The following is a 23,797-nucleotide window of genomic DNA, read 5'->3' on the forward strand; positions in this document are numbered from 1 at the left end:
TTTTAATCCGGAAGCTTATTGTTTATAAAGTTAAGGGATTGTAACCTAGATAAGGTACTTCTTTCTCAGTGAACTTTATTTCGAAGTTTTCTAATTCTTTTAAAATAGGAGTGTAGACTTCTTTTGTAATAGGACGTTGCACACCTGGAGTAGTGATTTGTTTATTTAATATGGCTAAGGTGGCAATGGCTACAGGCAGTCCTACGGTTTTTGCCATGGCTGTGTAAACTTGATCTTCTCCTTTTGTAACCATAGTCGCATCTATTTGATGATTTTTACCGTTTAATTCGTATCCGAATTTATGATACATCACAATCATGTCTTTGTCGGCCTTGTTTAAGGTCCAAGACTGTGTTAATATATGTTGTAATATCTGCGCAGGAGTGGCTTGTTTAAGGTTCGCTTTTTTATGCGGATTAAAGAGGTCTAATTCTAAAAATTTGTTCCAAACCACATCATCTTGGTCAATTTTTAATTGATGTCTAAATTTTATTTCAACCGAATCTGAGGGGCTATATGGTAAAAATGCATTTACGAAGTCGCGATAGCTTAAGTGCTCGCTGTCTTCCATAATATAACTGTCGTCTGTCATTCCCAATTGCACGAACATATTCCATGCTCGACTAAAGCCAACGCGTCGCATGGTGCCCCGATATAACGTTTTTATATTATCCAGACCATAAACACTTTGGTATTTTAATGAATCGCGATTGGCATAAGCCTCAAATTGCCCATAACCATCTATTTCTAAAAATTCTGTGCGTCTAAATAAGCGATGATATGGAATGTATTTATAGGTGTTTTCTTGCAGAAATTTTGCTGTTCCTCCCTGACCAGAGACCACAACATTTCTAGGATTCCATGTAAATTTATAATTCCATAAGTTGGTGTCGTGTTCCGGGGCTACTAAACCGCCTGTAAACGATTCAAATAGTATCAATTTTCCACCTTTAGAGCGAATGCGATTTATAACCTGCATGGCACTCATGTGGTCCATACCAGGATCTACTCCAATTTCATTCATAAAGATTAGTCCCTTTTCTGTTACAGCGTCATTTAGTGCTTGAAGTTCGTCGCTAATGTAGGATGCTGTAATTAAATTTTTACCAAATTTCAGACAATCTTTTGCGACTTTAATGTGGAATCTTGCAGGGAGCATGGAGATAATAATATCTGCATTTTTAATCAGTTTTTTACGGGTAATGTCGTCAAAAATGTCGAACTTTATAGTAGAAACATTAGCATGGTTTTTAGTTCGTTTTTTAGCATAATCTATAGTAATATCAGCAATTGTTAAATGGATGTTTTCGGCTTCAGATTTGTCTAATAAATACCAGATTAAATAAGATGTCGATTTGCCTGAACCAATAATTAGAATATGTCGCATAACGGTTTGAGTTTACTAGTTTTATAATAAGCAAAAAGTGATATGATCTATAAATGTACTAAATAGTAAGTGCGGATTCTTCTAAAATTTGATTTATATGAATAAAAAAATTGTGATTACTGGAGGTGTTCTCGGACTGTTAAGTGTGGTTATTGGTGCTTTCGCAGCACATGGATTGAAGCCTTTAATTTCGGCAGAATCTATACAAACTTTCGAAACAGGAGTACGTTACCAGATGTATCACGCTTTATTCCTGTTATTTGTGGGAAGTACAACTTTAATTCCGAGTGCTAAAAAGGCGGTGATTTTTTATCTCGTTTTGGCAGGTGTTATTTTGTTTTCTGGATCAATTTACGGTTTAGCCACCAATGACCTTACAGGATTCAATTTCAAAAGCATTGGCTGGATAACTCCAATAGGAGGATTGTTAATGATTGTAGGCTGGGTAATTATGATATTGTCATTTTTAGGACTTAAAAGTGGTGATAATTAAGAATATAATATTTAACTCAAGTTAATTTGTGTAAATATGTAAATCTTTTGATAGGGTTCTAAATTAAAATTTACATATTTGTACAGCAAAATTAGTATTATTATGGCAGATAACATTCAAATTACGAAATCGATTTCGTTAGAATCTTACGGAATCAAAAATGCTGAAGTACAGTATCAATTATCCTCAGACGAATTACATGATTTAACTATTGAAAGGGGCTTAGGTGTAGAATCTTCTTCTGGAGCCTTGGCAGTTAATACAGGCGAATTTACTGGACGATCTCCTAAAGATCGGTTTATAGTGAAAGACGATATTACTAAAGATCTGGTTTGGTGGGGCGATGTGAATATTCCTTTTAAATCTGAAGATTTTAAAGCGTTATACGACAAGGTTGTAAACTATTTATCCGGAAAAGAAGTGTTTGTTAGAGATAGCTATGCTTGCGCCGATCCAAATTACAAGTTAAACATTCGTGTAATTACAGAGTTGCCTTGGAGCAATATGTTTGCACATAATATGTTTTTAAGACCAACAGAATTAGAATTAGAGAATTTTGAACCTGAGTGGACTATAGTCTGTGCGCCTAAATTTATGGCCGTTCCAGACGAAGATGGTACACGCCAGCACAACTTTGCCATATTAGATTTTACTAGAAAAATTGCATTAATAGGGGGAACAGGATATACTGGAGAAATTAAAAAAGGAATTTTTTCAGCCTTAAACTTTATTCTTCCTGTCTTTAAAAAAACGTTGCCAATGCACTGTAGTGCAAATGTTGGAGAACAAGGCGATACAGCTATTTTCTTCGGACTTTCAGGTACGGGAAAAACAACGCTTTCTGCAGATCCGAACCGTAAATTAATTGGAGACGATGAACACGGGTGGACCAACGAGAATACAGTTTTTAATTTTGAAGGTGGTTGCTATGCAAAAGTGATTAATTTATGTAAAGAAAATGAACCTGATATTTATAATGCGATTAAGAGAGGTGCAATTCTTGAAAATGTAATATTAGATAAAGAAGGGCATGTAGATTTTGAGGATACATCTATTACTCAAAATACGCGAGTGAGTTACCCGATTAATTTTATAGACAATATACAAGTACCTTCTATTGGTAAAAACCCTAAGAATATATTTTTCTTAACGGCAGATGCTTTTGGGGTTATTCCTCCAATATCTAAATTAACACCAGCCCAAGCTGCGTATCATTTTATATCCGGATATACGGCAAAGGTTGCTGGTACAGAAGCAGGGGTTAAAGAGCCTGTGCCATCGTTCTCGGCGTGTTTTGGAGCACCATTTATGCCATTGCATCCTGCAAAATATGCAGAAATGTTAAGTAAGAAAATGAAAGACGCTGGCGTAAATGTTTGGTTAATTAACACGGGTTGGACTGGTGGTGTCTATGGCGTTGGTACACGAATGAAATTAAAATATACGCGTGCCATGATTAATGCAGTGCTAAACGGCGATTTGGGATTATATAATCACCACGATTACCATATTCACTCTGTGTTTGGAGTAGCGCAACCAAGAACTTGTCCAGGAGTACCAACATCGGTTTTAAGTCCGAGAGCAACTTGGAACGACGACGAGGCTTACTACACAACAGCTTTTAAACTATCGAATGCATTTAGAAAAAATTTCGAACAGTTTGAGAGTATAGCTAGCGAAGAAATAAGACGAGGAGGACCACAACGTTATAATCCTTAAATGTATATAAACCAATAGGTGTTAAACCAAAAAAGGCGATTCTTTAACAGAATCGCCTTTTTATATATAATATTAAATCAATCTACTTTCCTTTATTAGCCTTGTCAATATATTTGTCTAAAGCCATAGTCATAGATGGAGTTTCTGGTGTTGGTGCAGATATATCTACTCTTAACCCTTTTTCTTCAACAGCTTTAACCGTGGTGTTTCCAAATACAGCAATTCTTGTATCGTTTTGCTTAAAGTCTGGGAAGTTATGGAATAAAGATTCAATTCCTGATGGGCTAAAAAATACTAACACATCGTAAGATACATCAGCTAGATCTGATAAGTCACTAATAACGGTTCTGTAAAATACAGCTTCTTTCCAGTTAATGCTTAAACCATTTAAGATTTCAGGGATTTCATTTTTCAATTTATCCGAAGCTGGAAGTAAGAATTTTTCGTCTTTATATTTTTTAATTAAAGGCGTTAATTCTGAAAAAGTACGCTTCCCAACGTAAATTTTTCGTTTTCTATAGACCACGTATTTTTGAAGATAATATGCGACTGCTTCAGATTGACAGAAATATTTCAAAGAATCTGGAACTTTAAAACGCATTTCTTCAGCAACTCTAAAAAAGTGATCTACCGCATTACGGCTCGTTAAAATAATGGCAGTGTAGTTGTTAAGGTCTACTTTTTGCTGTCTAATTTCTTTTGCAGGTAATCCTTCTACATGAATAAAAGGACGGAAATCAATTTTTACTTTTTGCTTTTCTTGAAGATCAAAATATGGGGAATTTTCTATTTTAGGTTCTGGTTGAGAGACTAAAATTGTTTTCACTTTCATATGCACTTTTAATTAAGATGACCTCTAGTAAAGTGTAACAAATTTGTACAAAAATACATAGGGGGCGATTTCGAGAGTGCAAAGATACAAAATAAAATAAAAAAGGTTCGGTTTTATTAATTTTTGATAACGTTTTAATGATGTGCCCAAACTTACCATAAGAACCATCAATAAAATAGGTAGAATAATATATAAAATTGTTTTTGAAGGCGTTAAACCGTAGATTAAAAACGCATTAACGGGGATAAGTAAGATTCCGAAGAAGTTTTTGTAACTCGTTTTCTGGAAGATATAATTATCTATAATATCATCTATATTAAAAAGATTTGCCACAAGACGTTCAAAAAGCGCTTTTATTATTAAAAACACGCCAATACCTAAAATAAATCTTGGCAGAATATCTGGACCTACTTTAATTTGATCACTTAAAGCTTTAAAGCAAATAAAAATAAAAATGGCCGTCGAAATAATAAAATTTAAGAAGAGTAAGGCATCAAACCAATCTAATAGTTTTTGATCGCGAGAATAAATATTTAAATATTTTGAACGTGTTAAAATACCAGCAAAATCGTTAAATCTGTTTGTAAATGCGACTTTAGCAATAGTGATAGCTATTAGTCCAACCATTATTAATATGGTAAACATTTCGTTATATGTAACTTCTCGAAGCATCTGCCAAAATTATTTAAAATAATTGTAGCCACATTCAATTATTAAGTAATATTTAAAAAAAAGAAATTGTGAAATAATGTACATTTGTAAACTTAATAGCAATTTTAAGTGAGAGACTCTATAGTCATTATCCCTACATATAACGAGATTGAAAATATCGAAGCCATAATCAGGGCTGTGTTTTCTCAAGAAAAGGAATTTGATGTTCTGGTTGTCGACGATAATTCGCCAGATTTAACTGCTCAAAAAGTAAAAGAATTACAACATGAGTTTCCCGGGCGTTTATTTTTAGAAATCAGACAAGGCAAATCCGGTTTAGGAACCGCTTATATTCATGGATTTAAATGGTGTTTAAAACAGAACTACCAATTTATCTTTGAAATGGATGCCGATTTTTCTCATAATCCAATAGATTTAGTGCGTTTGTATAACGCTTGTGCTAACGAAGGTGCAGATTTATCTATCGGATCGCGCTATGTAAAAGGCGTAAACGTAGTAAATTGGCCTATGAATCGGGTATTAATGTCTTATATGGCATCTAAATATGTGCGGGTAATTACAGGAATGAATATTCACGATACCACAGCAGGTTTTGTATGTTATAAACGCGAGGTGTTAGAAACTATAGATTTAGATAAAATTAAATTTGTGGGGTATGCCTTCCAAATTGAAATGAAATTTAAAGCGTACATTAAAAAGTTTAAAATTGAAGAAGTTCCTGTTATTTTTACCGACAGGACAAAAGGGGAATCTAAATTAAGTTCAGGGATTATTTCAGAAGCCATTTTTGGAGTAATTACAATGAAATTGAAAAGTATATTTTAAAGACAGTAACATTATGCAACCAAAACAAGTACTAATTAAGAATGCTAAGATTGTAAATGAAGGTAGTATTTTTGAAGGCGATATTTTAATTGAAGGCGATTTGATTAAAGAAGTTGGAGAATCTATAAGTGCAAAATCTTCTAATGTACAAGTTTTTGATGCAGAAGGAAAATATGTGTTACCTGGTGTAATAGACGATCAAGTACATTTTAGAGAACCTGGACTCACTGAAAAAGCAAATATAGAAACCGAATCTAGAGCCGCAATTGCTGGAGGTATTACGTCATTTATAGAAATGCCTAATACTATACCGCAAACAACAACTATAGAAAAACTAGAAGAGAAATTCGCTATTGCTGCCGAAACTTCTTATGCCAATTATTCGTTTATGTTTGGTGGTACAAACGATAATTTAGAGGAAATTTTAAAAGTAGATACCAAAACTGTAGCCGCTTTAAAACTATTCTTAGGATCGTCTACCGGAAATATGTTGGTAGATAACCCAAAAGTTTTAGAAGAGATATTTTCTAAAGTAGACATGTTAATCGCCGTGCATTGCGAAGATGAAGCAACTATTAGTGCCAATTTAGAAGCTTTCAAAGAAAAATATGGCGATAATATTCCAGTTAAATATCATCCAGAAATTAGAAGTGAAGAAGCGTGTTATTTATCGTCTTCTAAAGCAATAGAATTAGCAAAGAAAACAGGGGCGCGTTTACACGTGTTTCATCTATCTACAGGAAAAGAAACTCATCTGTTTTCGAACAAAATTCCTTTAAAGGATAAGAAAATTACTGCCGAAGTTTGTATTCATCATTTATGGTTTACCGATGCCGATTACGAGAAAAAGGGAACCTTTATAAAATGGAACCCTGCTGTTAAAACAGAAAAGGATCAAGATCAGCTCTGGAAAGCATTATTAGATGGACGTATAGATGTTGTCGCAACCGACCATGCACCGCATACGTTAGAAGAAAAACAAAATATTTACACCCAAGCACCGTCTGGAGGTCCATTAGTACAACATGCATTGCCTGCCATGTTAGAAATGCATCATCGTGGTAAAATTTCAATAGAAAAAGTGGTGGAGAAAATGAGTCATAATCCAGCCATTTTATTTCAAGTTGAAAAACGCGGATTTATAAAAGTAGGGTATTATGCCGATTTAGTTTTAGTCGATTTAAATAATCCATGGACGGTAAACAAAGAAAATATTTTATATAAATGTCAGTGGTCTCCGTTTGAAGGGACTACTTTTAAATCTCGTATAACGCACACCTTTTTAAATGGTGAATTGGTATATCAGAATTTTAAATTTAATGATGTTAAAGCAGCAAAACGTTTAACTTTTAACCGATGAACCGTTTAATAGGACTATTTTTTGTACTTGTAAGTGTAACCGCTTGTCATCAAGTTAATAAACCAGAGCCACCAGAAGATCTGATTCCTAAAGATAAGATGGTGAATATTATTATAGATATGAGTTTGTTAACTTCGAGTAGAGGAGTGGATAGGCATGTGTTGGAAAAAAATAACATTTCTTTAGAAACCCTCATCTACGATAAATACAATATTGATAGTCTTCAACTTGTAAAGAGTAGTGAATATTATTCTTATTATATGAAAGAATATGAAGGTATTTATCAGATTGTGAACGATAGCTTAACAAAGCTAAAAGACAAGTATACGCTTGAAAATGAAAAGGTAGAAGAGGTAAAGAAAAGTATTAAAGATTCGGTATCAAAACCCGTAGACTCCCTTAAGCTTAAAAAAGAGAGGGCAGAACAAATGGCTGTGTTAGATAGTTTAAGTACGTCGAAAAAAAAGGATTAATTATCGCTTTTATAGTGTTTTGAGATGGTCTGTATACAAGCTTCTATAGGCGTCCAATTGTAATGTAATAGCGAGGTGATTTTTTCGTTGCTATAATCGGACTTCGAATTTATTGTTTGTGCCAATTGTTTACTTAAAAATCGGTCGTGTCCGGTTAATTTGTGGCGTAACCAATCTAACCTCCACGCGAGTTCTGCTTGCCAAGGTTGTACCTCTTTATTTGGTAAACTTACCCCTAAATGTGTTGCCATATTTTGTAGAAATTGTTTGTAACTCCAATGCTCTGAAACCAAAATATAGTTTTCATTTTTTATTTCAGAATTCATGAGTAAAATCATGATCTCTACTACATCCATAACAGCAACAAAACCTGTAACTCCATTGGTGTAGTATTTAGAACCCATAAATACACGGTTAAATAAATGCCCTGTGCCATGGTCCCAAATGCCACTCCCTAAAATAACACCAGGGTTTACAATAACGGCATCTAATCCTTCCTGAGTACCACGCCAAACTTCCATTTCTGCGCCATATTTAGTAATCGCATACACATTGTTATCTTCTTCAGGATTCCAAAAGGTGTCTTCTGTAATAGGAGCATTCCCTAACGATTTACCTAAAGTTGCTACAGAGCTTACATAACATAGTTTTTTAACGTTATGCGATAAACATAAATTTACTATGTTCGCTGTGCCTAGAGTGTTGGTCTGCTTTAAAAGATAGTATTTGTTAGGTTCGAAAGATACCAAAGCGGCACTGTGATACACATGGGTAATGCCATTAAAAGCTTCGGTTAAATCTGGAATATTTAGCAGGTCGGCGTGCACCCATTCAATGCGATTAAAAAGTGGATCTACCTGATCTGTATAATAGGAAAAGACTTTTTTTACTATATCAAGTTTTTGCTCCGATCTGTAAATTGCTCTTATTTTATCGTTGTTGCTTGCTAATCTGTAAAGTAGATGTGAACCAACAAGTCCTGTGCCTCCTGTAACTAAAATCATAAAACTAAGGTAAAGAATTATTTAATATAGGGGTAATTATACCACGATTTTTATCTTTGCAGGAGATTATTAAAATTTAGAACTAATGACTGGAAATTTTGTTGAAGAATTAACATGGAGAGGTCTTGTGCATGATATCATGCCTGGAACCGAAGATCAATTAAAGAAAGAAATGACAACAGCCTATATTGGCTTCGATCCTACTTCAGATTCTTTACATATTGGAAGTTTAGTCCCAATTATTATTTTGGTTCATTTAGAAAAAGCGGGTCATAAACCTATGGCTTTAGTAGGTGGAGCAACCGGAATGATTGGAGATCCTTCAGGGAAAAGCGACGAGCGTAATTTGTTAGACGAAGAGGCTTTAGCAAAGAATGTCGCGGGAATTAAAAGTGTATTATCTCGATTTTTAAATTTCGATTCAACTGCTGAAAATGCGCCAGTTCTTGTAAATAATTACGACTGGATGAAAGATTTCTCTTTTATCGATTTTGCACGTGATGTTGGTAAACGTATTACCGTAAACTATATGATGGCGAAAGACTCGGTTAAAAAACGTTTTTCTGGGGAAGAAGGAAGCATCGGAATGTCGTTTACAGAATTTACTTACCAATTAATTCAAGGTTACGATTTTTATCATTTACATAAACACCACAACTGTTTATTACAAATGGGAGGTAGCGACCAATGGGGAAATATTACAACAGGAACCGAATTGGTAAGACGTATGAATCCAGGTGTAGAAGCCAAAGCATACGCCATGACGTGTCCGTTAATTACAAAAGCAGACGGTTCTAAATTTGGAAAAAGTGAAGGCGGAAATGTGTGGTTAGATGCCGATAAAACTTCGGTTTACAAATTCTACCAATTCTGGTTAAACACGACCGATGAAGATGCTGAAAAGTATATAAAAATATTTACGTTTTTAGACAAAGCAACTATCGAAGCTTTAATTGCTGAGCACAAGGAAACGCCACATTTAAGATTGTTACAAAAGAAATTAGCCGAAGAGTTAACCACATTTGTACACTCTAAAGAGGAGTTTGAAAATGCTGAAAAAGCATCGAATATTTTATTCTCAAAATCATTTAAAGCGGATATTAAAACTTTGGACGAGAAAACATTTTTAGATGTGTTTGAAGGTGTGCCAATGGCAGAAATAACAAAAGCCGATCTTGAAGATATCGATATGATAGCTGTACTTGCTGCAAAAACAAATTTCTTAGCCTCTAATAGTGAAGCTAGACGTGCGTTAAAAGAAAATGCAGTTTCGGTAAATAAAGAAAAAGTAAAAGAAGATTATAAAATTAGCGCAGACGATTTAATAAACGATAGTTATATCATTATTAACAAAGGAAAGCGTAATACGTATATTATAAAAGTGGTTTAAAAATAATGAAGCCGGATTATAAAATAATCCGGCTTCAAAAAACCAACTAACCATTAAAAACTATCTTCGCTTTACTACGAAAGCTCCGAAGTATTATAATAGTCGTTGTTATTTCAATAAACTTTCAGGCTATTTTGTGAAAAATGTGTTAAAGTATTAAGGACTAAAATAATAGCTTAAAGCGCCATTAAATTACATCCTCGAATATCAGAGTTGTCAAAACGACCAATCACTTCAAAAGCATTATCTCCCGTAATTTTTCCTAAATCTTGAGTCGCTATAAAGGCACAAGAATTTACATTTGCCAAATCAATTACATTAATTCCTCCTGTTTTACCGTCTGTTTGTATGGTAAGTGCATCTTCTGGATCTCGTGTTAAAATTTTCATCCATGGCGGACAGTTAAACACGCCATGACCTTTAGAATAGCCTTGGCTTAAAAGTTCTGTCATGCCATATTCACTATGGATTTCATTAACCCCAAAACCAGCTTTTAAAATATCGTGTAATTCTGTTCTTATCAGTTCTTTTCGTCGCCCTTTCATGCCTCCTGTTTCCATAATAATGGTATGTTTTAATTGAAACTGATGGGCTTCAACTAAATCTAACAACGCAAAAGATACCCCAATTAATAGTACCTTTTGTCCGCTGGAGTCTAATTCAATTAACTTCGATTTTAATTCCGATAAATTATTCAAATAAAAGCCACTTTCTGGGTGTTCAGATTGGTTAATCATATCGTTAACCATATAAATTAAGGAGGAGCCATTGCGTTCTAAATAAGAAGGCAACAAGGCAAGAACCACATAATCTTTAATATCACCGTAAGCTTGTGCAAATCCTTTTCTAAAACTGTCTTCGTAAATAGACGTATCGGTAACTAAATGTTTACTAGTCACACTTCCCGTAGTACCGCTACTAGAAAATGTACATTGTACGGCTTCAGTAGAACTTAAAATGTCTCTGGTTTTAAAAAATTCGATGGGTAAAAACGGAATGTCTTTATAGTGTTTTATATCGCTAGGGTGAATGTAAAGCAAGTCGCAAAACGACCTGTAGGTTCGGTTATTCTTAAACTGAAATTTAAACACATTTAATGCTTGTTCATTAAATTGAGCTTCTGTTTTAATATTAAAAATATCCTGAGTATCCATCATAGTTTATGTAGTGAAAACAAGAGCAAAAATAGTTAAAATAAAAAAGCATTGCCAATAGCAATGCTTTTAATATAGGTTTCGATACAATTTTGTAAAAACTGTAATTTTATCGTACTACAAGTTTTCGAGTTGTAGAAATGTTGTTTTCTTTAATCTTAATAATGTAAATCCCTGCATTTAATTTAGAGATATTCATTTCTTTACCAAAAAGCGTGGTTTGTAAAATAGATTTTCCTAAAACATTAAAAATCTCAATATCTTTGGTAAGGTTCTTCTTAGTTACAATGTATAACTTACCATTACTTACAGGATTAGGGTAAATAGAAAGATCCTCTATGTTTTGAGTAGTATCTGCATTTACAGCCTGTGCCTGTATATCATGCGATATCATAAAAAACAGAGAAAAAAATAAAAAAGTAAGTAAGTAGTTTTTTACCATAAAAATCTAAATATTATGTAAATATACGAAAAAACGGAATCAAAATCTATGCCTAAAAATGTTAAACCGTAGTTTTACGTGCTCCAGATTATTACAGTGTAAGATTCAAGTTACGTTATTGTTATTAAAAGAATTGTTTCCTATAAATGAATGTTATATATTTTACCTTTGAAGATTGAAATAACATTTTAATAAAGTAAAAATGAATATAAAAATTTTGTTGGTTGATGACGAGCCGGATATCTTAGAAATTGTAGGTTATAATTTGTCTTCTGAAGGTTACGAAGTCGTTACAGCAGAAAACGGAATTGAAGCTGTAAAAAAAGCTAAAAAAGAAAAGCCACAACTTATCATTATGGATGTCATGATGCCAGAAATGGATGGTATTGAAGCTTGCGAACAAATTAGAAATATTCCTGAATTAAAAGATACAATCATTACGTTTTTAACAGCTAGAGGAGAAGACTACTCTCAAGTTGCTGGATTCGATGCTGGTGCCGACGATTATATTACAAAACCTGTAAAACCAAAAGTTTTAGTAAGTAAGGTTAAAGCTTTATTAAGACGTTTAAAAGAAGAAACTGTTAACGAATCTATTGTAAAAATAGGAGATCTTATTATTAACAGAGACGAATATAAAATTGTTTTAAAAGACGAAGAAATAGTATTACCAAGAAAAGAATTTGAACTTCTTTCGCTATTAGCATCTAAGCCTGGAAAAGTATTTAAACGTGAAGAAATTTTAGATAAAGTTTGGGGTAACGAAGTTGTTGTTGGTGGCCGTACTATAGATGTGCATATTCGTAAACTTCGTGAAAAAATTGGAGACGACTGCTTTAAAACAGTAAAAGGTGTTGGGTATAAGTTTGTAGATTAATGGCCAAAACAATAAAGAAAACATACAAGTTTGCGTTTAAAACCGCATTCTTTTCTGCTGTGTTAGTCGCCTTATTACTTACTGTTTATTTATATTTTTTTTTTACTGTAAACATACTACATATCTTAGGGTTTAGTCTGTTCTTTTATGTGGTCGCTTTTATCATTATACAATATCGCGTAGAACGTTTTATTTATAGACGTGTAAAGAAAATATACGACGATTTAACACTTCTGGAATCTACAAGTCTTCGCAAAAAACCAATCACCACAGACATGGTTACGCTTACGCAAGAAATTGATAAGTACGCCCGTGATAAAAAGTTTGAAATTGAAAGTTTACAAGTTAGGGAAGAGTATAGAAAAGAATTTTTAGGAAATATTTCACATGAATTAAAAACGCCTCTTTTTACGGTACAAAGCTATATTTTAACCCTAATTGATGGCGCTGGAGAGGATAAAAATATTAGAGAAAAATATTTAGATCGAGCAAGTAAAGGTGTAGAACGTCTTATTTTTATTGTGAACGATTTAGATATGATTACCAAATTAGAAGTAGGTGATTTAAGTCTGAAGATAGAAAAATTTGATATCGTAGAACTGATTTCAAATGTGTTTGAAATGTTTGAAATGAAAGCTTCAAAAAAACGCATTACGTTAACTTTCGATAGACTGTATACAGAGCCTATTTATGTGAATGCCGACAAAGAACGCATCCAACAAGTATTAACAAATTTGGTTGTAAATTCTATAAAGTACGGTCACGATAAAGGAACGACAGAAGTTAGTATTGAAAATCTAATTAAAAATAAAGTTATTGTTCGTGTTACCGATAACGGTGAAGGGATTACACAAAATAATATTCCGCGTTTATTTGAACGTTTCTACCGTGTGGATAGAAGCGGATCTAGAAAAGAAGGTGGTTCTGGTTTGGGGTTAGCCATTGTAAAGCATATTATCGAAGCTCACGACGAAAAAATTTATGTGGAGAGTGATCTTGGAGTAGGGAGTGAGTTCTCATTTACTCTAGAAAAGACTAAATAAATCTTTAAAATCTACATTCGTATTCTGTCCGTTTAATCCTTTGTAGTGCTGAATGGTTTCTAATTTATCGATTGTAAAATCATTCTGTTTACAATATGGTACAAGGTTTAATTCTTCTAAACGCTTGGCTAAATACTCTTGCTCAAACTGACCAGGAGTAGGGATAAAAAATGCTTTTTTACCCAGAACAGAAAGATCCATAACTGTAGTGTATCCCGAACGGCAAAGTACTGTTTTACTCGCATTTATTACATTCTCTAGTTGCTCGCCTGCCATAAAATTATAGATCGTTATATTGCCTTCTGTGGTAACGGTTTGCTCGTTTTCTATGACGCCACGAACACATAAAATACGTCGCGGATCGCCTTTAAATGCATTCAATAATTGGACTTCCAAGAGTGTGCGTTGTGGTTCTGGTCCAGAAAGTAAAATTAATAAATGGTAAATTTTTTCCAGCGGTTTTCTTTGGAATCTACTTAAGGGGCCTAAATATTTTAGCGGAATTTCAATGCCTTTCATATGGCCAAGTTTTCCACTCAAACTCGGTTCGTCTTCGTGATCGGGTACCCAACAGGCATTAAATTTTTCAATCACACGCTGGTGCATTTTTGTGCTTAGCCAAGTGGTGGTTCCGCTTAACACTTGTAATTGATGCGTTATAAAAACCGAAGGGATTTTTTTGCTGTGTACCCCAAGACGATTATCTGAAATTATGCCATCTATATTATAAGTGTCTATAAGTTCTTTTGTTGCTTTTTTTTCAGCTTTTATAGCTTTTAATAGTTTTGGAGAATCTTTAAGAAGTTTCAATTTAAAAAAATGTCCTTTTTTGGCATAAGTAATGTCGTAAGCAGGAAGTTCTATAGTTTCTACAGTAGGAAATTCTTTTTTTAAAAGTGCCAAAGCAATACCATCGCTAGCAATTACAGGTGTGTAATTATGTAAAATTAATTGGTTTATAATCGGGATGCATCGTGTGGCATGCCCTAACCCCCAATTTAATGGTGCGATAAGTATTCGTTTCTTCATAATAAAAAAAGCAAGATAAACCGTGCTATGTGTTCTGGTTTTGTACCCTATCTCTTGATAAGGATGTTTAAATATCTAAAAAATGTTTTATTTAAATATGTCTAAAAGCTTATAAAACGGTTTATAAATCATTAAATTTTAAAACTAAAGGAGAAAAAATTGTAAAGTAGAAAGAGTCTGACGTATTTTTGTCCCTGATTTTACAAGAAAAATTTTTAAAAGTGGGGAGCAAAAACAAACTTAAGCGATTTAGAGAAAATGAAACCTTTGATAATGTGTTTCAGCCAAGTCGCGAAGAATTAGTCGAAGAAAATTTTGAATTAAAGGGACACTGGAACGAAAAAGTGTTTAAAAACAACAATCCTTTAGTTTTAGAATTAGGATGTGGTAAAGGTGAATATTCGGTTGGGTTAGCTCAGAAATTCCCAGATAAGAATTTTATTGGTATCGATATTAAAGGCGCTCGTTTTTGGAGAGGAGCCAAAACTGCTGTCGAAGATGGTATTCCAAATGTTGGATTTTTAAGAACGCAAATAGAATTAATCCAACATGCTTTTGCTGAAGGAGAAGTTGACGAAATTTGGATTACGTTTCCAGATCCGCAAATAAAATATAAGCGTACAAAGCACAGAATGACCAACACCGATTTTCTTCAGAAATATAAAAGTATTTTAAAACCTGATGGAGTTGTAAATTTAAAAACCGACAGTGAATTTATGCACGGTTACACTTTAGGGTTGCTACATGGTGAAGGACATGAGGTTTTATATGCAAATCACGATGTGTATAAACAAGAAGGAAGCCCGGAAGAGGTTACCGAAATACAAACGTTTTACGAATCTCAATATTTGTTAAAAGGTAAAGCGATAACGTACATTAGATTTAAAATTAAATAAGGTTTGAATATTACGCTAATCTTCTTTTTAGGATTTATAGTGTCCCTCGTGGGCGTTATTCCACCTGGTTTGTTAAATATGACAGCAGCCAAAATCAGTTTAAAAGAAGGAGCTAATCGAGGTATGTTTTTCTCGATAGGTGCCTGCGTAGTTGTATTGATTCAAACATTTATTGCCGTTATTTTTGCAAGATTTCTTACACAGCGTCCCGATGTAGTAGATGTTTTACAACGGGTGGCACTTGTGCTTTTTATTCTATTATCGGTATATTTCTTCTTTATTGCTAAAGGAGATGGTGATGTAGAGAGTACAGACGCTCCAGATATTCGTAGTAAGAAAAGTAGATTCTTTCAAGGCATGCTTATGTCTGCCCTAAATATGTTTCCCATCCCATTTCAGGCGTACATGAGTGTTACACTCGCTTCTTTTGGATGGTTAACTTTCGAACAGTCCGATATTTTATCTTATGTGTTTGGCGCTGCTACAGGCTCTTTCGTAATGCTTTATATGTACATGTTCTTTTTTGATAAAATTCAGAGTCAGCGCTTTAAGTCACAAAAAAACATGAATAGATTAATAGGGACTATTACTGCTGTAGTAGCCTTGGCAACCTTATTTCAAGTTATAAAAGATTCTTTATGAAACCGGAAACACTTCATTTTTTCGACAGAGTATATGAAGTCGTTAAACAAATTCCTTCTGGTAAAGTAACTAATTACGGAGCAATTGCTCGGTATTTAGGTGCTGCTAAAAGTGCTAGAATTGTAGGCTATGCCATGAATGCATCTCATAATATGGACGATGTTCCCGCCCATCGTGTAGTAAATAGAAATGGCTTACTTACAGGGAAGTTTCATTTCGACGGTACAAATCTCATGCAACAATTGTTGGAAAACGAAGGCGTAGAGGTGAAAAATAATCAAGTTAAAAACTTAAAAGATTACTATTGGGATCCCAACGAAGAACTAAATCTTCACGATACTATTTAAAAACCTTAAACACACAAATCGCTATGAAAAGATATCTCATAATTTTTTTAATATTTATAAGTTTTGTGTCCTGCCAAAAAGAAAAAGACGTTAGTTATACCGTTAATCCTGGGGTGTCTTGGGAATTAGCTCAAGCTAGAAAAGCAAGATTGTCGGATATTAATTACCACCTAAATTTTAATGTGCCGAAAGAAAAATCTGAACCTATTTTAGCCACATTAGAGCTATATGTTACAATAAATGATAATTCGACGCCCTTAGTTTTAGACTTTAATCCTAATAATTCCAGTGCACCTAGAGTACTTATAGATTCGGATACTATTGAAAGTATTCAGAAAGACGAACACCTTATTATTCCTGCCAAATATTTAAAAACAGGAGAGAATAAATTTCTAATAGAATTTCAAGCTGGCGATCAGTATTTGTATCGAAACGACGATTATTTATACTCATTATTGGTACCAGATCATGCACGAGGTTTATTTCCGTGTTTCGATCAGCCTAACTTAAAAGCGGTCTTTAATTTAGAACTTACAACGCCTAAATCGTGGACGGTTTTAAGTTCTACTTATCCTAAAGTGGTTTCAGAAACCGAGTTTAGTTCTACTTACATTTTCGATACATCTAATGTAATGAGTACTTATTTGTTCTCCTTTGTTGCCGGAGAGTTTGATGAGGTTGTTCGAGATAATCATCGGTTTTTGTATCGTGAACACGATTCCCTTAAAATAAAGGAAAGTTTAGATCCTATTTTCGAATTGCATAAAAAGTCTTTCGATTTTTTAGAAGGCTATACAAATTACGATTTTCCGTTTAAGAAATTAGACTTTGTAGCGATTCCATTCTTTCAATTCGGTGGTATGGAACATGTTGGTGCGATTCAGTATAAAGCATCATCATTGTTTTTCGAAAACTACATGCCTAAATTAAAACATTGGGGGCGAGCAAAATTAATTGCACACGAATCTGCGCACATGTGGTTCGGAAATTTAGTAACAATGGATTGGTTTAACGATGTTTGGTTAAAGGAGGTCTTCGCGAATTTTATGGCAGCTAAAATTGTAAATCCCAATTTCCCAGAACTTAATTTCGACCTTTTAAATTTGGTTACTACAGCACCAAGTGCATATAATGTAGACCGTACAAAAGGGACAAACGCTATTCGTCAACATTTAGATAACTTAAATGATGCCGGAAGTATGTACGGTGATATTATTTACAAGAAAGCTCCAATAATGATGAATCAGTTGGAAATGCTATTGGGCGAAAAACAATTTAAAATAGGCGTGCAGGAATATGTAAAAACTTATGCGAATTCCAATGCAACTTGGGACGATTTAATAGCCATTTTCGATGCTAAAACCGATACAGATTTAAATGCTTGGAGTGAGGTTTGGGTAAACCAGACGGGAAGACCGGTGTTTACAAACCGTATTGTTTACGAGAATAACAGTATTCAATCTTTAATTGTGGAGCAAACGGCCGAAGATGGAAGCGATAAATTATGGCCTCAAAAATTGGAGATTGCTTTGGTGTATCCCGATTCTATCGCGCGGAGAACTGTTTTAATAAATGGTAAATCTCAAGAATTAAAGGCGTTCGCGGGCATGCCTAAACCGCAATCGATTGTTTATAATAGCAATGGTTATGGTTATGGTGTTTTCCCGATAGATTCTACTACGGTATTACATAATTACAAAATTCAGGATGAAGTATTAAGAGCTTCGAATTACATTAATACATACGAAAATGCACTGTCTGGTACTATTCCTATTAAAACAGCTTTGGATGGGTTTTTAAGCGGATTAAAACACGAAACTAACGAATTAATTATTGGGACATTATCTTCAAATTTCACAAGTTTATATTGGAACTTTTTAAATGAAGACGAGCGTTTAAAACTGCAAGGTGAATTTACATCAATCCTATGGCGTAGATTAAATATGGATGTAACAACATCGGTTAAGAAAAGTATATTCGGAGCCTTCTCGAGTTTGGCGTATCAAGGCGAAAGCTTAAATCAGCTTTATCGTATTTGGAATAAAGACATCACGATTAAAAATTTAAAGCATAACGAAAAGGATTATACCAATTTAGCGATGAAGCTGGCGTTATACAATCATCCAAAACGGGATGAGATTCTAGAGAAAGCAGAAACACAAATATCTAGCCAAGACGATAGAGATCGCTTCGTATTCTTGTTGCCGGCATTATCAGCGAAGGACGAAGAGCGAAAAGCTAAATTTTTGTCGTTTAAGGATGTCGAGAACAGAAATCATTCAGATTGGGTAGGAACGGCGAGTCATTTTATTCATCATCCCTTACATCAAAAAGACGCCATTCATTATGTTTCGGTAAGTTTAGAGATTTTAGAAGATATTAAAAATACCAGCGATTTGTTTTTTCCAAAGAAGTGGTTAGATGCTACAATTGGAAAATATCAAACTAAAGAAGCGCAAGATATTTTAGAAACTTATTTAAAGGCAAACCCTAATTTAAATCCGCAATTACAGGCTAAAATTTTACAGGCTACAGATAATCTAAGTCGTTATCAGAAAGTGATTACAGACTAGTGTTTTTATCGCTTAATTTTAAGTAATCACTTGTAATTGTGTGGTTTTTTATAAGTACAGATTTTTAGGTTTTTATTGCGGGCAAATTAACAGTTGTAATTAACAAATTTTTGCTAATTAAGTGCTTCAGTTTCTAAACAATTCACAGTATATTTGTGACTTAGAATAAATCTAAATAAATAATTTCTGAAAATAATGTAAGGGTTTCAGTAATAGCTCTTCTAAAAGCTTCTCTAGCTTTATAATTTCACAAATAATATATTAAAATGAAGATACAAAAAGAAGATGTTTTTAAAGCATTACAAACTATAACGGTTCCTGGAGAAGGACAAAATATGGTTGATAGTGGGGCTGTTAAAAATGTAATAGTTTTTGGTGATGAAGTTGTTGTAGATATTACCATTGCAAACCCGAGTTTACAAGCTAAAAAAAGAACTGAAGTCGATATTTTAAAAACCATTCACGAATTAGTTTATGAGAAAGCTAAAATTAAAGTGAATTTAAAAGTTGAAGCTCCAGCGGCTAAGCCTAAAAATGAAATTAAAGGGAAGCAAATTCCTGGTATTAAAAATATAGTTGCAGTAGCATCTGGTAAAGGTGGCGTAGGGAAATCTACAGTAACTGCAAATCTAGCGGTAACTTTGGCGAAAATGGGATTTAAAGTCGGTGTTTTAGATGCCGATATTTATGGACCTTCTATGCCAATTATGTTCGATGTTGAAGCCGAACGCCCGTTATCGGTTACCATTGATGGAAAACCAAAAATGAAACCGGTCGAAAATTACGGTGTTAAAGTATTGTCTATCGGATTCTTTACAAAGCCTGATCAAGCTGTGGTTTGGAGAGGGCCAATGGCTGCAAAAGCGTTAAATCAGATGATTTTCGATGCACATTGGGGAGAACTTGATTTTCTATTGTTAGACTTACCTCCTGGAACAGGGGATATTCATTTAAGTATCATGCAATCGTTGCCAATTACGGGAGCAGTTGTGGTAAGTACGCCACAAAATGTTGCGCTAGCCGATGCTAAAAAGGGTGTTGCAATGTTTCAGCAAGAAAGCATTAATGTTCCTGTATTAGGAATAATTGAAAACATGGCGTATTTTACACCAGAAGAATTGCCAGATAATAAATATTATATCTTTGGTAAAGAAGGTGCTAAACACTTAGCCGAAGATTTACAAGTTCCGTTTTTAGGAGAATTACCATTGGTACAAAGTATTCGTGAGGCAGGAGATGTTGGTCGTCCAGCAGCTTTACAAACAGCTACTATCTTAGAGAAATCTTTCGAAAAAATTACACAAAATGTAGTGGAAGAAGTAGTGAAAAGAAATGTTGATTTACCACCAACAGAAGCAATTAATATTACCACGATGGCTGGTTGCTCATCAGTTAAAAAATAAGTTATGACTTCAGAAGAAATAAGATTAAATGTAGAGAAAGCATTAGATGAAATCCGTCCGTTTTTAGAGAGTGATGGAGGAGATATTTCTCTGATTTCTATAGAAGACGATAAATTAGTTCGTGTGCAACTTCAAGGTGCATGTGTAGGATGTAGCGTAAATCAAATGACGTTAAAATCGGGGGTAGAAATGACTATTAAGAAGTATGTGCCTCAAATAGAGCAAGTGATAAATGTAGAATAAAAGAGTAGAGATGCTTTTTTTAAGATTATTATAAATGATTAAAACTGATATCTTAATTATTGGGGCAGGCCCAACTGGATTATTTACCGTTTTCGAAGCTGGATTGTTAAAATTAAAGTGTCATTTAATTGATGCTTTACCACAAGCTGGCGGACAATGTTCAGAATTATATCCTAAAAAACCGATTTACGATATTCCTGGGTTCCCAGAAATTCTTGCTGGAGATTTAACTAAGAATCTTTTAGAACAATCTAAGCAATTCGAACCGGGTTTTACTTTAGGTGAACGCGCAGAAACAGTAGAGAAACAAGAAGATGGTTCGTTTATAGTAACCACAAACAAAGGCACAAAACACCAAGCTCCAGTTGTTGCAATTGCAGGAGGTTTAGGAAGTTTTGAACCTAGAAAACCGCTTATTCCCAATATCGCTTCATTTGAAGATAAAGGTGTGGAGTATTTTATTAAAGATCCAGAAGTGTATCGCGATAAACGCGTTGTAATTTCTGGGGGAGGAGATTCTGCTTTAGATTGGAGTATTTTCTTGGCAGATATAGCTTCAGAAGTGACTTTAATTCACCGTAGAAATGAATTCCGAGGCGCTTTAGATTCTGTAGAAAAAGTGCAGGAATTAACCTCGAAAGGGAAGATTAAATTAATCACCCCTGCCGAAGTCATTAATGTAATTGGGCATAATAAAGTCGAGGGTGTTGTTGTTGCACAAGCACAGCACATCGATAAAGAATTTATTATTGAAACAGATCATTTTATTCCGCTTTTCGGGTTATCTCCAAAATTAGGTCCTATTGGAAATTGGGGACTTGAGATAGAGAAAAACGCTATTAAAGTAGATAATGCTTTAGATTACCAAACCAACATCCCAGGAATTTTTGCTATTGGAGATGTCAATACATATCCTGGAAAGTTAAAATTAATTTTATGCGGATTCCATGAAGCTACTTTAATGTGCCAGGCCGCCTATCAAATAATTAACCCTGGGAAAAAATACGTGCTTAAGTATACTACTGTAAGTGGTATTGATGGGTTTGACGGTTCAAGAAAAGAATCTCCAAAAGCTGTAGTTAAGGCTATTAAATAAAAAAATAAAAGTGTAGTTTTGGTCGACGTTTTATTAATCAACCAACCCGAGTAGTATAACTATGGAAGAGCAAGATATAAATATTAAGATTACAGATAGAGACGGGGTAACACACGATGTTGTGGCGCCTACAGATATGGCAATGAACCTAATGGAAGTGGTGCGTTCTTACGAGCTAGCTCCAGAAGGAACTATTGGTGTTTGTGGTGGAATGGCCATGTGTGCATCTTGTCAGTGTTATGTGGAGTCTGATACCGAATTACCAGAAATGCAAGACGATGAAGAAGCGATGCTTTCTGAAGCGTTTAATGTAAAAGATAATAGCCGTTTGGGATGTCAGATTCAAATGACACCTGAAATGGAAGGTTTAAAAGTGACACTTGCTCCAGAGAGTTAGATTATTTTTTAGACTTATATTTAAATAGAATACCCAAAAGAGCTTGGTTTAAAAGTTGTTTTGGGTATTGTTGTATGTAGTAAAGACGCAGTCAAATCTCTCTTTATGCTTATTCGGTAATAATCACTCTTTTAGAGCTTTCCAAACTGTTCTTCCCATTCTAAAAATAGGCTTCGTTTGTTGTGGAGGTGTCCCGTTTAATATATAGAAATGTCACCATTTATATCATATCTCTGTAACGCGAAGTGAAACTTGAGATCTAAATTTACTTAAAAGCATTTAATCCTGTAATATCGAATCCAGTAATTAAGAGGTGAATGTCGTGTGTGCCCTCATAAGTTATTACACTTTCAAGATTCATAGCGTGGCGCATAATACTATATTCTCCGGTAATACCCATACCGCCTAGCATTTGTCTCGCATTTCTGGCAATAGTTATAGCCATATCGACATTGTTGCGTTTTGCCATGGAAATCTGAGCAGAAGTGGCTTTGTTTTCATTTTTTAATACACCAAGGCGCCACGTTAGTAATTGTGCTTTGGTGATTTCGGTAATCATTTCGGCTAATTTCTTTTGTTGCAGTTGAAACTGTCCAATAGGCTTGCCAAACTGCATCCGTTCTTTGCTATATCTTAAGGCCGTATCGTAACAATCCATTGCAGCGCCTATGGCACCCCAAGCAATGCCATATCTGGCAGAATCTAAGCAACCAAGTGGCGCTCCTAGTCCAGATTTATTAGGGAGTAAGTTTTCTTTTGGAATTTTTACGTTAACAAAAATTAATTCTCCTGTTGCTGAAGCGCGTAACGACCATTTGTTGTGTGTTTCTGGCGTGGTAAAGCCTTCCATGCCACGCTCTACAATTAAACCGTGAATACGCCCAGTTTCATCTTTCGCCCATACAATAGCAATTTGTGCAAATGGCGCATTCGAAATCCACATTTTAGCACCATTTAAAAGGTAGTGATCGCCCATGTCTTTAAAGTTGGTGGTCATTCCCGACGGATTAGAACCATGGTCAGGCTCGGTTAATCCAAAACAACCTATCCATTCGCCACTAGCCAGTTTAGGTAAGTATTTTTTACGCTGTGCTTCATTTCCGTATTTCCATATGGGATACATCACTAAAGACGATTGCACTGAGGCCGTACTACGAATACCAGAATCCCCACGTTCAATTTCTTGCATAATTAGTCCGTACGACATTTGGTCTAATCCGGCACCGCCATAGGTTTCGGGTATGTAGGGACCGAAAGCTCCAATTTCTGCTAATCCGCCAATAATTTGTTTCGGAAATTCTGCATTTTGGGCGTAGTCTTCAATAATAGGAGACACATCGCGTTTTACCCATGCTCGCGTCGCATCGCGAACTAATTTGTGCTCGTCAGATAATAAATCGTCTAGATTGTAGTAATCGGGTGCTTCAAATAGATCTGGTTTCATATCGCGCATGTTTTAAGCTAAACGATTAATGTGTTTAGCTATAGTGAGTCATCTCA

24 protein-coding genes are annotated in these 23,797 nt (G+C 34.5%); 16 read left to right on the plus strand and 8 right to left on the minus strand.

The features are described 5' to 3' along the window. Positions 1–22 precede the first annotated feature (22 nt). A complete protein-coding gene (locus ACKC83_RS06530) occupies positions 23–1,387 on the minus strand; it encodes a saccharopine dehydrogenase family protein (protein WP_434037453.1) in 1,365 nt (454 codons plus the stop codon). A gap of 97 nt (positions 1,388–1,484) precedes the next feature. Between ACKC83_RS06530 and ACKC83_RS06535 the strand changes: the two genes are divergently transcribed. Both ACKC83_RS06535 and pckA read left to right on the plus strand, forming a co-directional pair. After that, a complete protein-coding gene (locus ACKC83_RS06535; protein ID WP_434037454.1) occupies positions 1,485–1,880 on the plus strand; it encodes a DUF423 domain-containing protein in 396 nt (131 codons plus the stop codon). Between the two features lie 102 nt (positions 1,881–1,982). After that, positions 1,983–3,599, plus strand: coding sequence for a phosphoenolpyruvate carboxykinase (ATP) (gene pckA, locus ACKC83_RS06540; protein ID WP_414035577.1), 1,617 nt, complete (start codon positions 1,983–1,985; stop codon positions 3,597–3,599). Between the two features lie 82 nt (positions 3,600–3,681). Here the strand turns inward: pckA and ACKC83_RS06545 are convergent, their stop codons facing one another. Beyond that, the gene (locus ACKC83_RS06545) at positions 3,682–4,431 is read right to left on the minus strand and encodes a uroporphyrinogen-III synthase (RefSeq protein ID WP_414035576.1); all 750 of its coding nucleotides are present in this window, start codon (positions 4,429–4,431) and stop codon (positions 3,682–3,684) included. Positions 4,432–4,455: 24 nt separating this feature from the next. After that, entirely contained in the window at positions 4,456–5,103 is a 648-nt protein-coding gene (locus ACKC83_RS06550; RefSeq protein WP_414035575.1) for a DUF4271 domain-containing protein, read from the minus strand. A gap of 108 nt (positions 5,104–5,211) precedes the next feature. Between ACKC83_RS06550 and ACKC83_RS06555 the strand changes: the two genes are divergently transcribed. The 3 genes from ACKC83_RS06555 to ACKC83_RS06565 are packed head-to-tail and all read left to right on the plus strand — an operon-like array spanning position 5,212 to position 7,761. Continuing rightward, entirely contained in the window at positions 5,212–5,928 is a 717-nt protein-coding gene (locus ACKC83_RS06555) for a polyprenol monophosphomannose synthase (RefSeq protein WP_434037455.1), read from the plus strand. 13 nt (positions 5,929–5,941) lie between these two features. Next, entirely contained in the window at positions 5,942–7,288 is a 1,347-nt protein-coding gene (locus ACKC83_RS06560) for a dihydroorotase (protein WP_434037456.1), read from the plus strand. Beyond that, positions 7,285–7,761 (plus strand): DUF4296 domain-containing protein, encoded by a 477-nt coding sequence (locus ACKC83_RS06565; protein WP_414035572.1) that lies wholly within the window; start codon positions 7,285–7,287, stop codon positions 7,759–7,761. The genes ACKC83_RS06560 and ACKC83_RS06565 overlap by 4 nt, the downstream gene beginning before the upstream one ends. Here the strand turns inward: ACKC83_RS06565 and ACKC83_RS06570 are convergent. Continuing rightward, positions 7,758–8,765 carry an NAD-dependent epimerase/dehydratase family protein gene (locus ACKC83_RS06570; RefSeq protein ID WP_434037457.1) on the minus strand — a complete coding sequence of 336 codons (1,008 nt, stop codon included), beginning with the start codon at positions 8,763–8,765 and terminating at the stop codon, positions 7,758–7,760. The two genes, ACKC83_RS06565 and ACKC83_RS06570, sit on opposite strands and share 4 nt — an antisense overlap. An 85-nt stretch (positions 8,766–8,850) precedes the next feature. Here ACKC83_RS06570 and tyrS point away from each other — a divergent pair, with 85 nt between their 5' ends. After that, on the plus strand, positions 8,851–10,155 hold the full coding sequence (tyrS, locus tag ACKC83_RS06575) for a tyrosine--tRNA ligase (RefSeq protein ID WP_434037458.1): 1,305 nt from the start codon (positions 8,851–8,853) through the stop codon (positions 10,153–10,155). Positions 10,156–10,331: 176 nt separating this feature from the next. Here tyrS and ACKC83_RS06580 read toward each other — a convergent pair whose 3' ends face one another. Further along, on the minus strand, positions 10,332–11,312 hold the full coding sequence (locus tag ACKC83_RS06580) for an acyl transferase (RefSeq protein WP_434037459.1): 981 nt from the start codon (positions 11,310–11,312) through the stop codon (positions 10,332–10,334). Between the two features lie 106 nt (positions 11,313–11,418). Continuing rightward, positions 11,419–11,703, minus strand: a complete 285-nt coding sequence (locus tag ACKC83_RS06585) for a T9SS type A sorting domain-containing protein (RefSeq protein ID WP_414035568.1) — start codon at positions 11,701–11,703, stop codon at positions 11,419–11,421. Between the two features lie 250 nt (positions 11,704–11,953). On the opposite strand from ACKC83_RS06585, the gene ACKC83_RS06590 reads away from it, so the two are divergent. Both ACKC83_RS06590 and ACKC83_RS06595 read left to right on the plus strand, forming a co-directional pair. Continuing rightward, positions 11,954–12,628, plus strand: a complete 675-nt coding sequence (locus ACKC83_RS06590) for a response regulator transcription factor (protein WP_414035567.1) — start codon at positions 11,954–11,956, stop codon at positions 12,626–12,628. Further along, positions 12,628–13,671 carry a sensor histidine kinase gene (locus ACKC83_RS06595; protein ID WP_434037460.1) on the plus strand — a complete coding sequence of 348 codons (1,044 nt, stop codon included), beginning with the start codon at positions 12,628–12,630 and terminating at the stop codon, positions 13,669–13,671. Before ACKC83_RS06590 ends, ACKC83_RS06595 begins: the two co-directional genes overlap by 1 nt. On the opposite strand, the gene ACKC83_RS06600 is transcribed toward ACKC83_RS06595, so the two are convergent. Further along, positions 13,654–14,700, minus strand: a complete 1,047-nt coding sequence (locus ACKC83_RS06600; protein WP_434037461.1) for a glycosyltransferase — start codon at positions 14,698–14,700, stop codon at positions 13,654–13,656. The two genes, ACKC83_RS06595 and ACKC83_RS06600, sit on opposite strands and share 18 nt — an antisense overlap. Before the next feature lie 221 nt (positions 14,701–14,921). Here ACKC83_RS06600 and trmB point away from each other — a divergent pair, with 221 nt between their 5' ends. From trmB to ACKC83_RS06640, 8 genes are all read left to right on the plus strand, one after another. Further along, on the plus strand, positions 14,922–15,596 hold the full coding sequence (gene trmB, locus ACKC83_RS06605) for a tRNA (guanosine(46)-N7)-methyltransferase TrmB (protein ID WP_414035564.1): 675 nt from the start codon (positions 14,922–14,924) through the stop codon (positions 15,594–15,596). 48 nt (positions 15,597–15,644) lie between these two features. Beyond that, positions 15,645–16,238: a LysE family transporter gene (locus ACKC83_RS06610; protein ID WP_434037766.1), complete on the plus strand. Its 594-nt coding sequence runs from the start codon at positions 15,645–15,647 to the stop codon at positions 16,236–16,238. Continuing rightward, the gene (locus ACKC83_RS06615; protein ID WP_414035562.1) at positions 16,235–16,585 is read left to right on the plus strand and encodes an MGMT family protein; all 351 of its coding nucleotides are present in this window, start codon (positions 16,235–16,237) and stop codon (positions 16,583–16,585) included. The genes ACKC83_RS06610 and ACKC83_RS06615 overlap by 4 nt, the downstream gene beginning before the upstream one ends. A gap of 23 nt (positions 16,586–16,608) precedes the next feature. Continuing rightward, entirely contained in the window at positions 16,609–19,158 is a 2,550-nt protein-coding gene (locus ACKC83_RS06620) for a M1 family metallopeptidase (protein ID WP_434037462.1), read from the plus strand. Positions 19,159–19,424: 266 nt separating this feature from the next. Then, on the plus strand, positions 19,425–20,561 hold the full coding sequence (locus ACKC83_RS06625; RefSeq protein WP_434037463.1) for a P-loop NTPase: 1,137 nt from the start codon (positions 19,425–19,427) through the stop codon (positions 20,559–20,561). A gap of 3 nt (positions 20,562–20,564) precedes the next feature. Next, positions 20,565–20,804, plus strand: coding sequence for a NifU family protein (locus ACKC83_RS06630; RefSeq protein WP_038532239.1), 240 nt, complete (start codon positions 20,565–20,567; stop codon positions 20,802–20,804). 34 nt (positions 20,805–20,838) lie between these two features. Next, positions 20,839–21,900, plus strand: a complete 1,062-nt coding sequence (locus tag ACKC83_RS06635) for an NAD(P)/FAD-dependent oxidoreductase (protein ID WP_414035559.1) — start codon at positions 20,839–20,841, stop codon at positions 21,898–21,900. Positions 21,901–21,961: 61 nt separating this feature from the next. After that, complete coding sequence (locus ACKC83_RS06640; protein WP_414035558.1) at positions 21,962–22,297, plus strand: ferredoxin; 336 nt, start codon at positions 21,962–21,964, stop codon at positions 22,295–22,297. A gap of 265 nt (positions 22,298–22,562) precedes the next feature. On the opposite strand, the gene ACKC83_RS06645 is transcribed toward ACKC83_RS06640, so the two are convergent. Next, positions 22,563–23,741, minus strand: a complete 1,179-nt coding sequence (locus tag ACKC83_RS06645; RefSeq protein WP_434037464.1) for an acyl-CoA dehydrogenase family protein — start codon at positions 23,739–23,741, stop codon at positions 22,563–22,565. Between the last annotated feature and the right edge of the window lie 56 nt (positions 23,742–23,797).

Origin of the sequence: Formosa bonchosmolovskayae (assembly GCF_051016085.1) — a bacterium.
Lineage (GTDB): Bacteria > Bacteroidota > Bacteroidia > Flavobacteriales > Flavobacteriaceae > Formosa.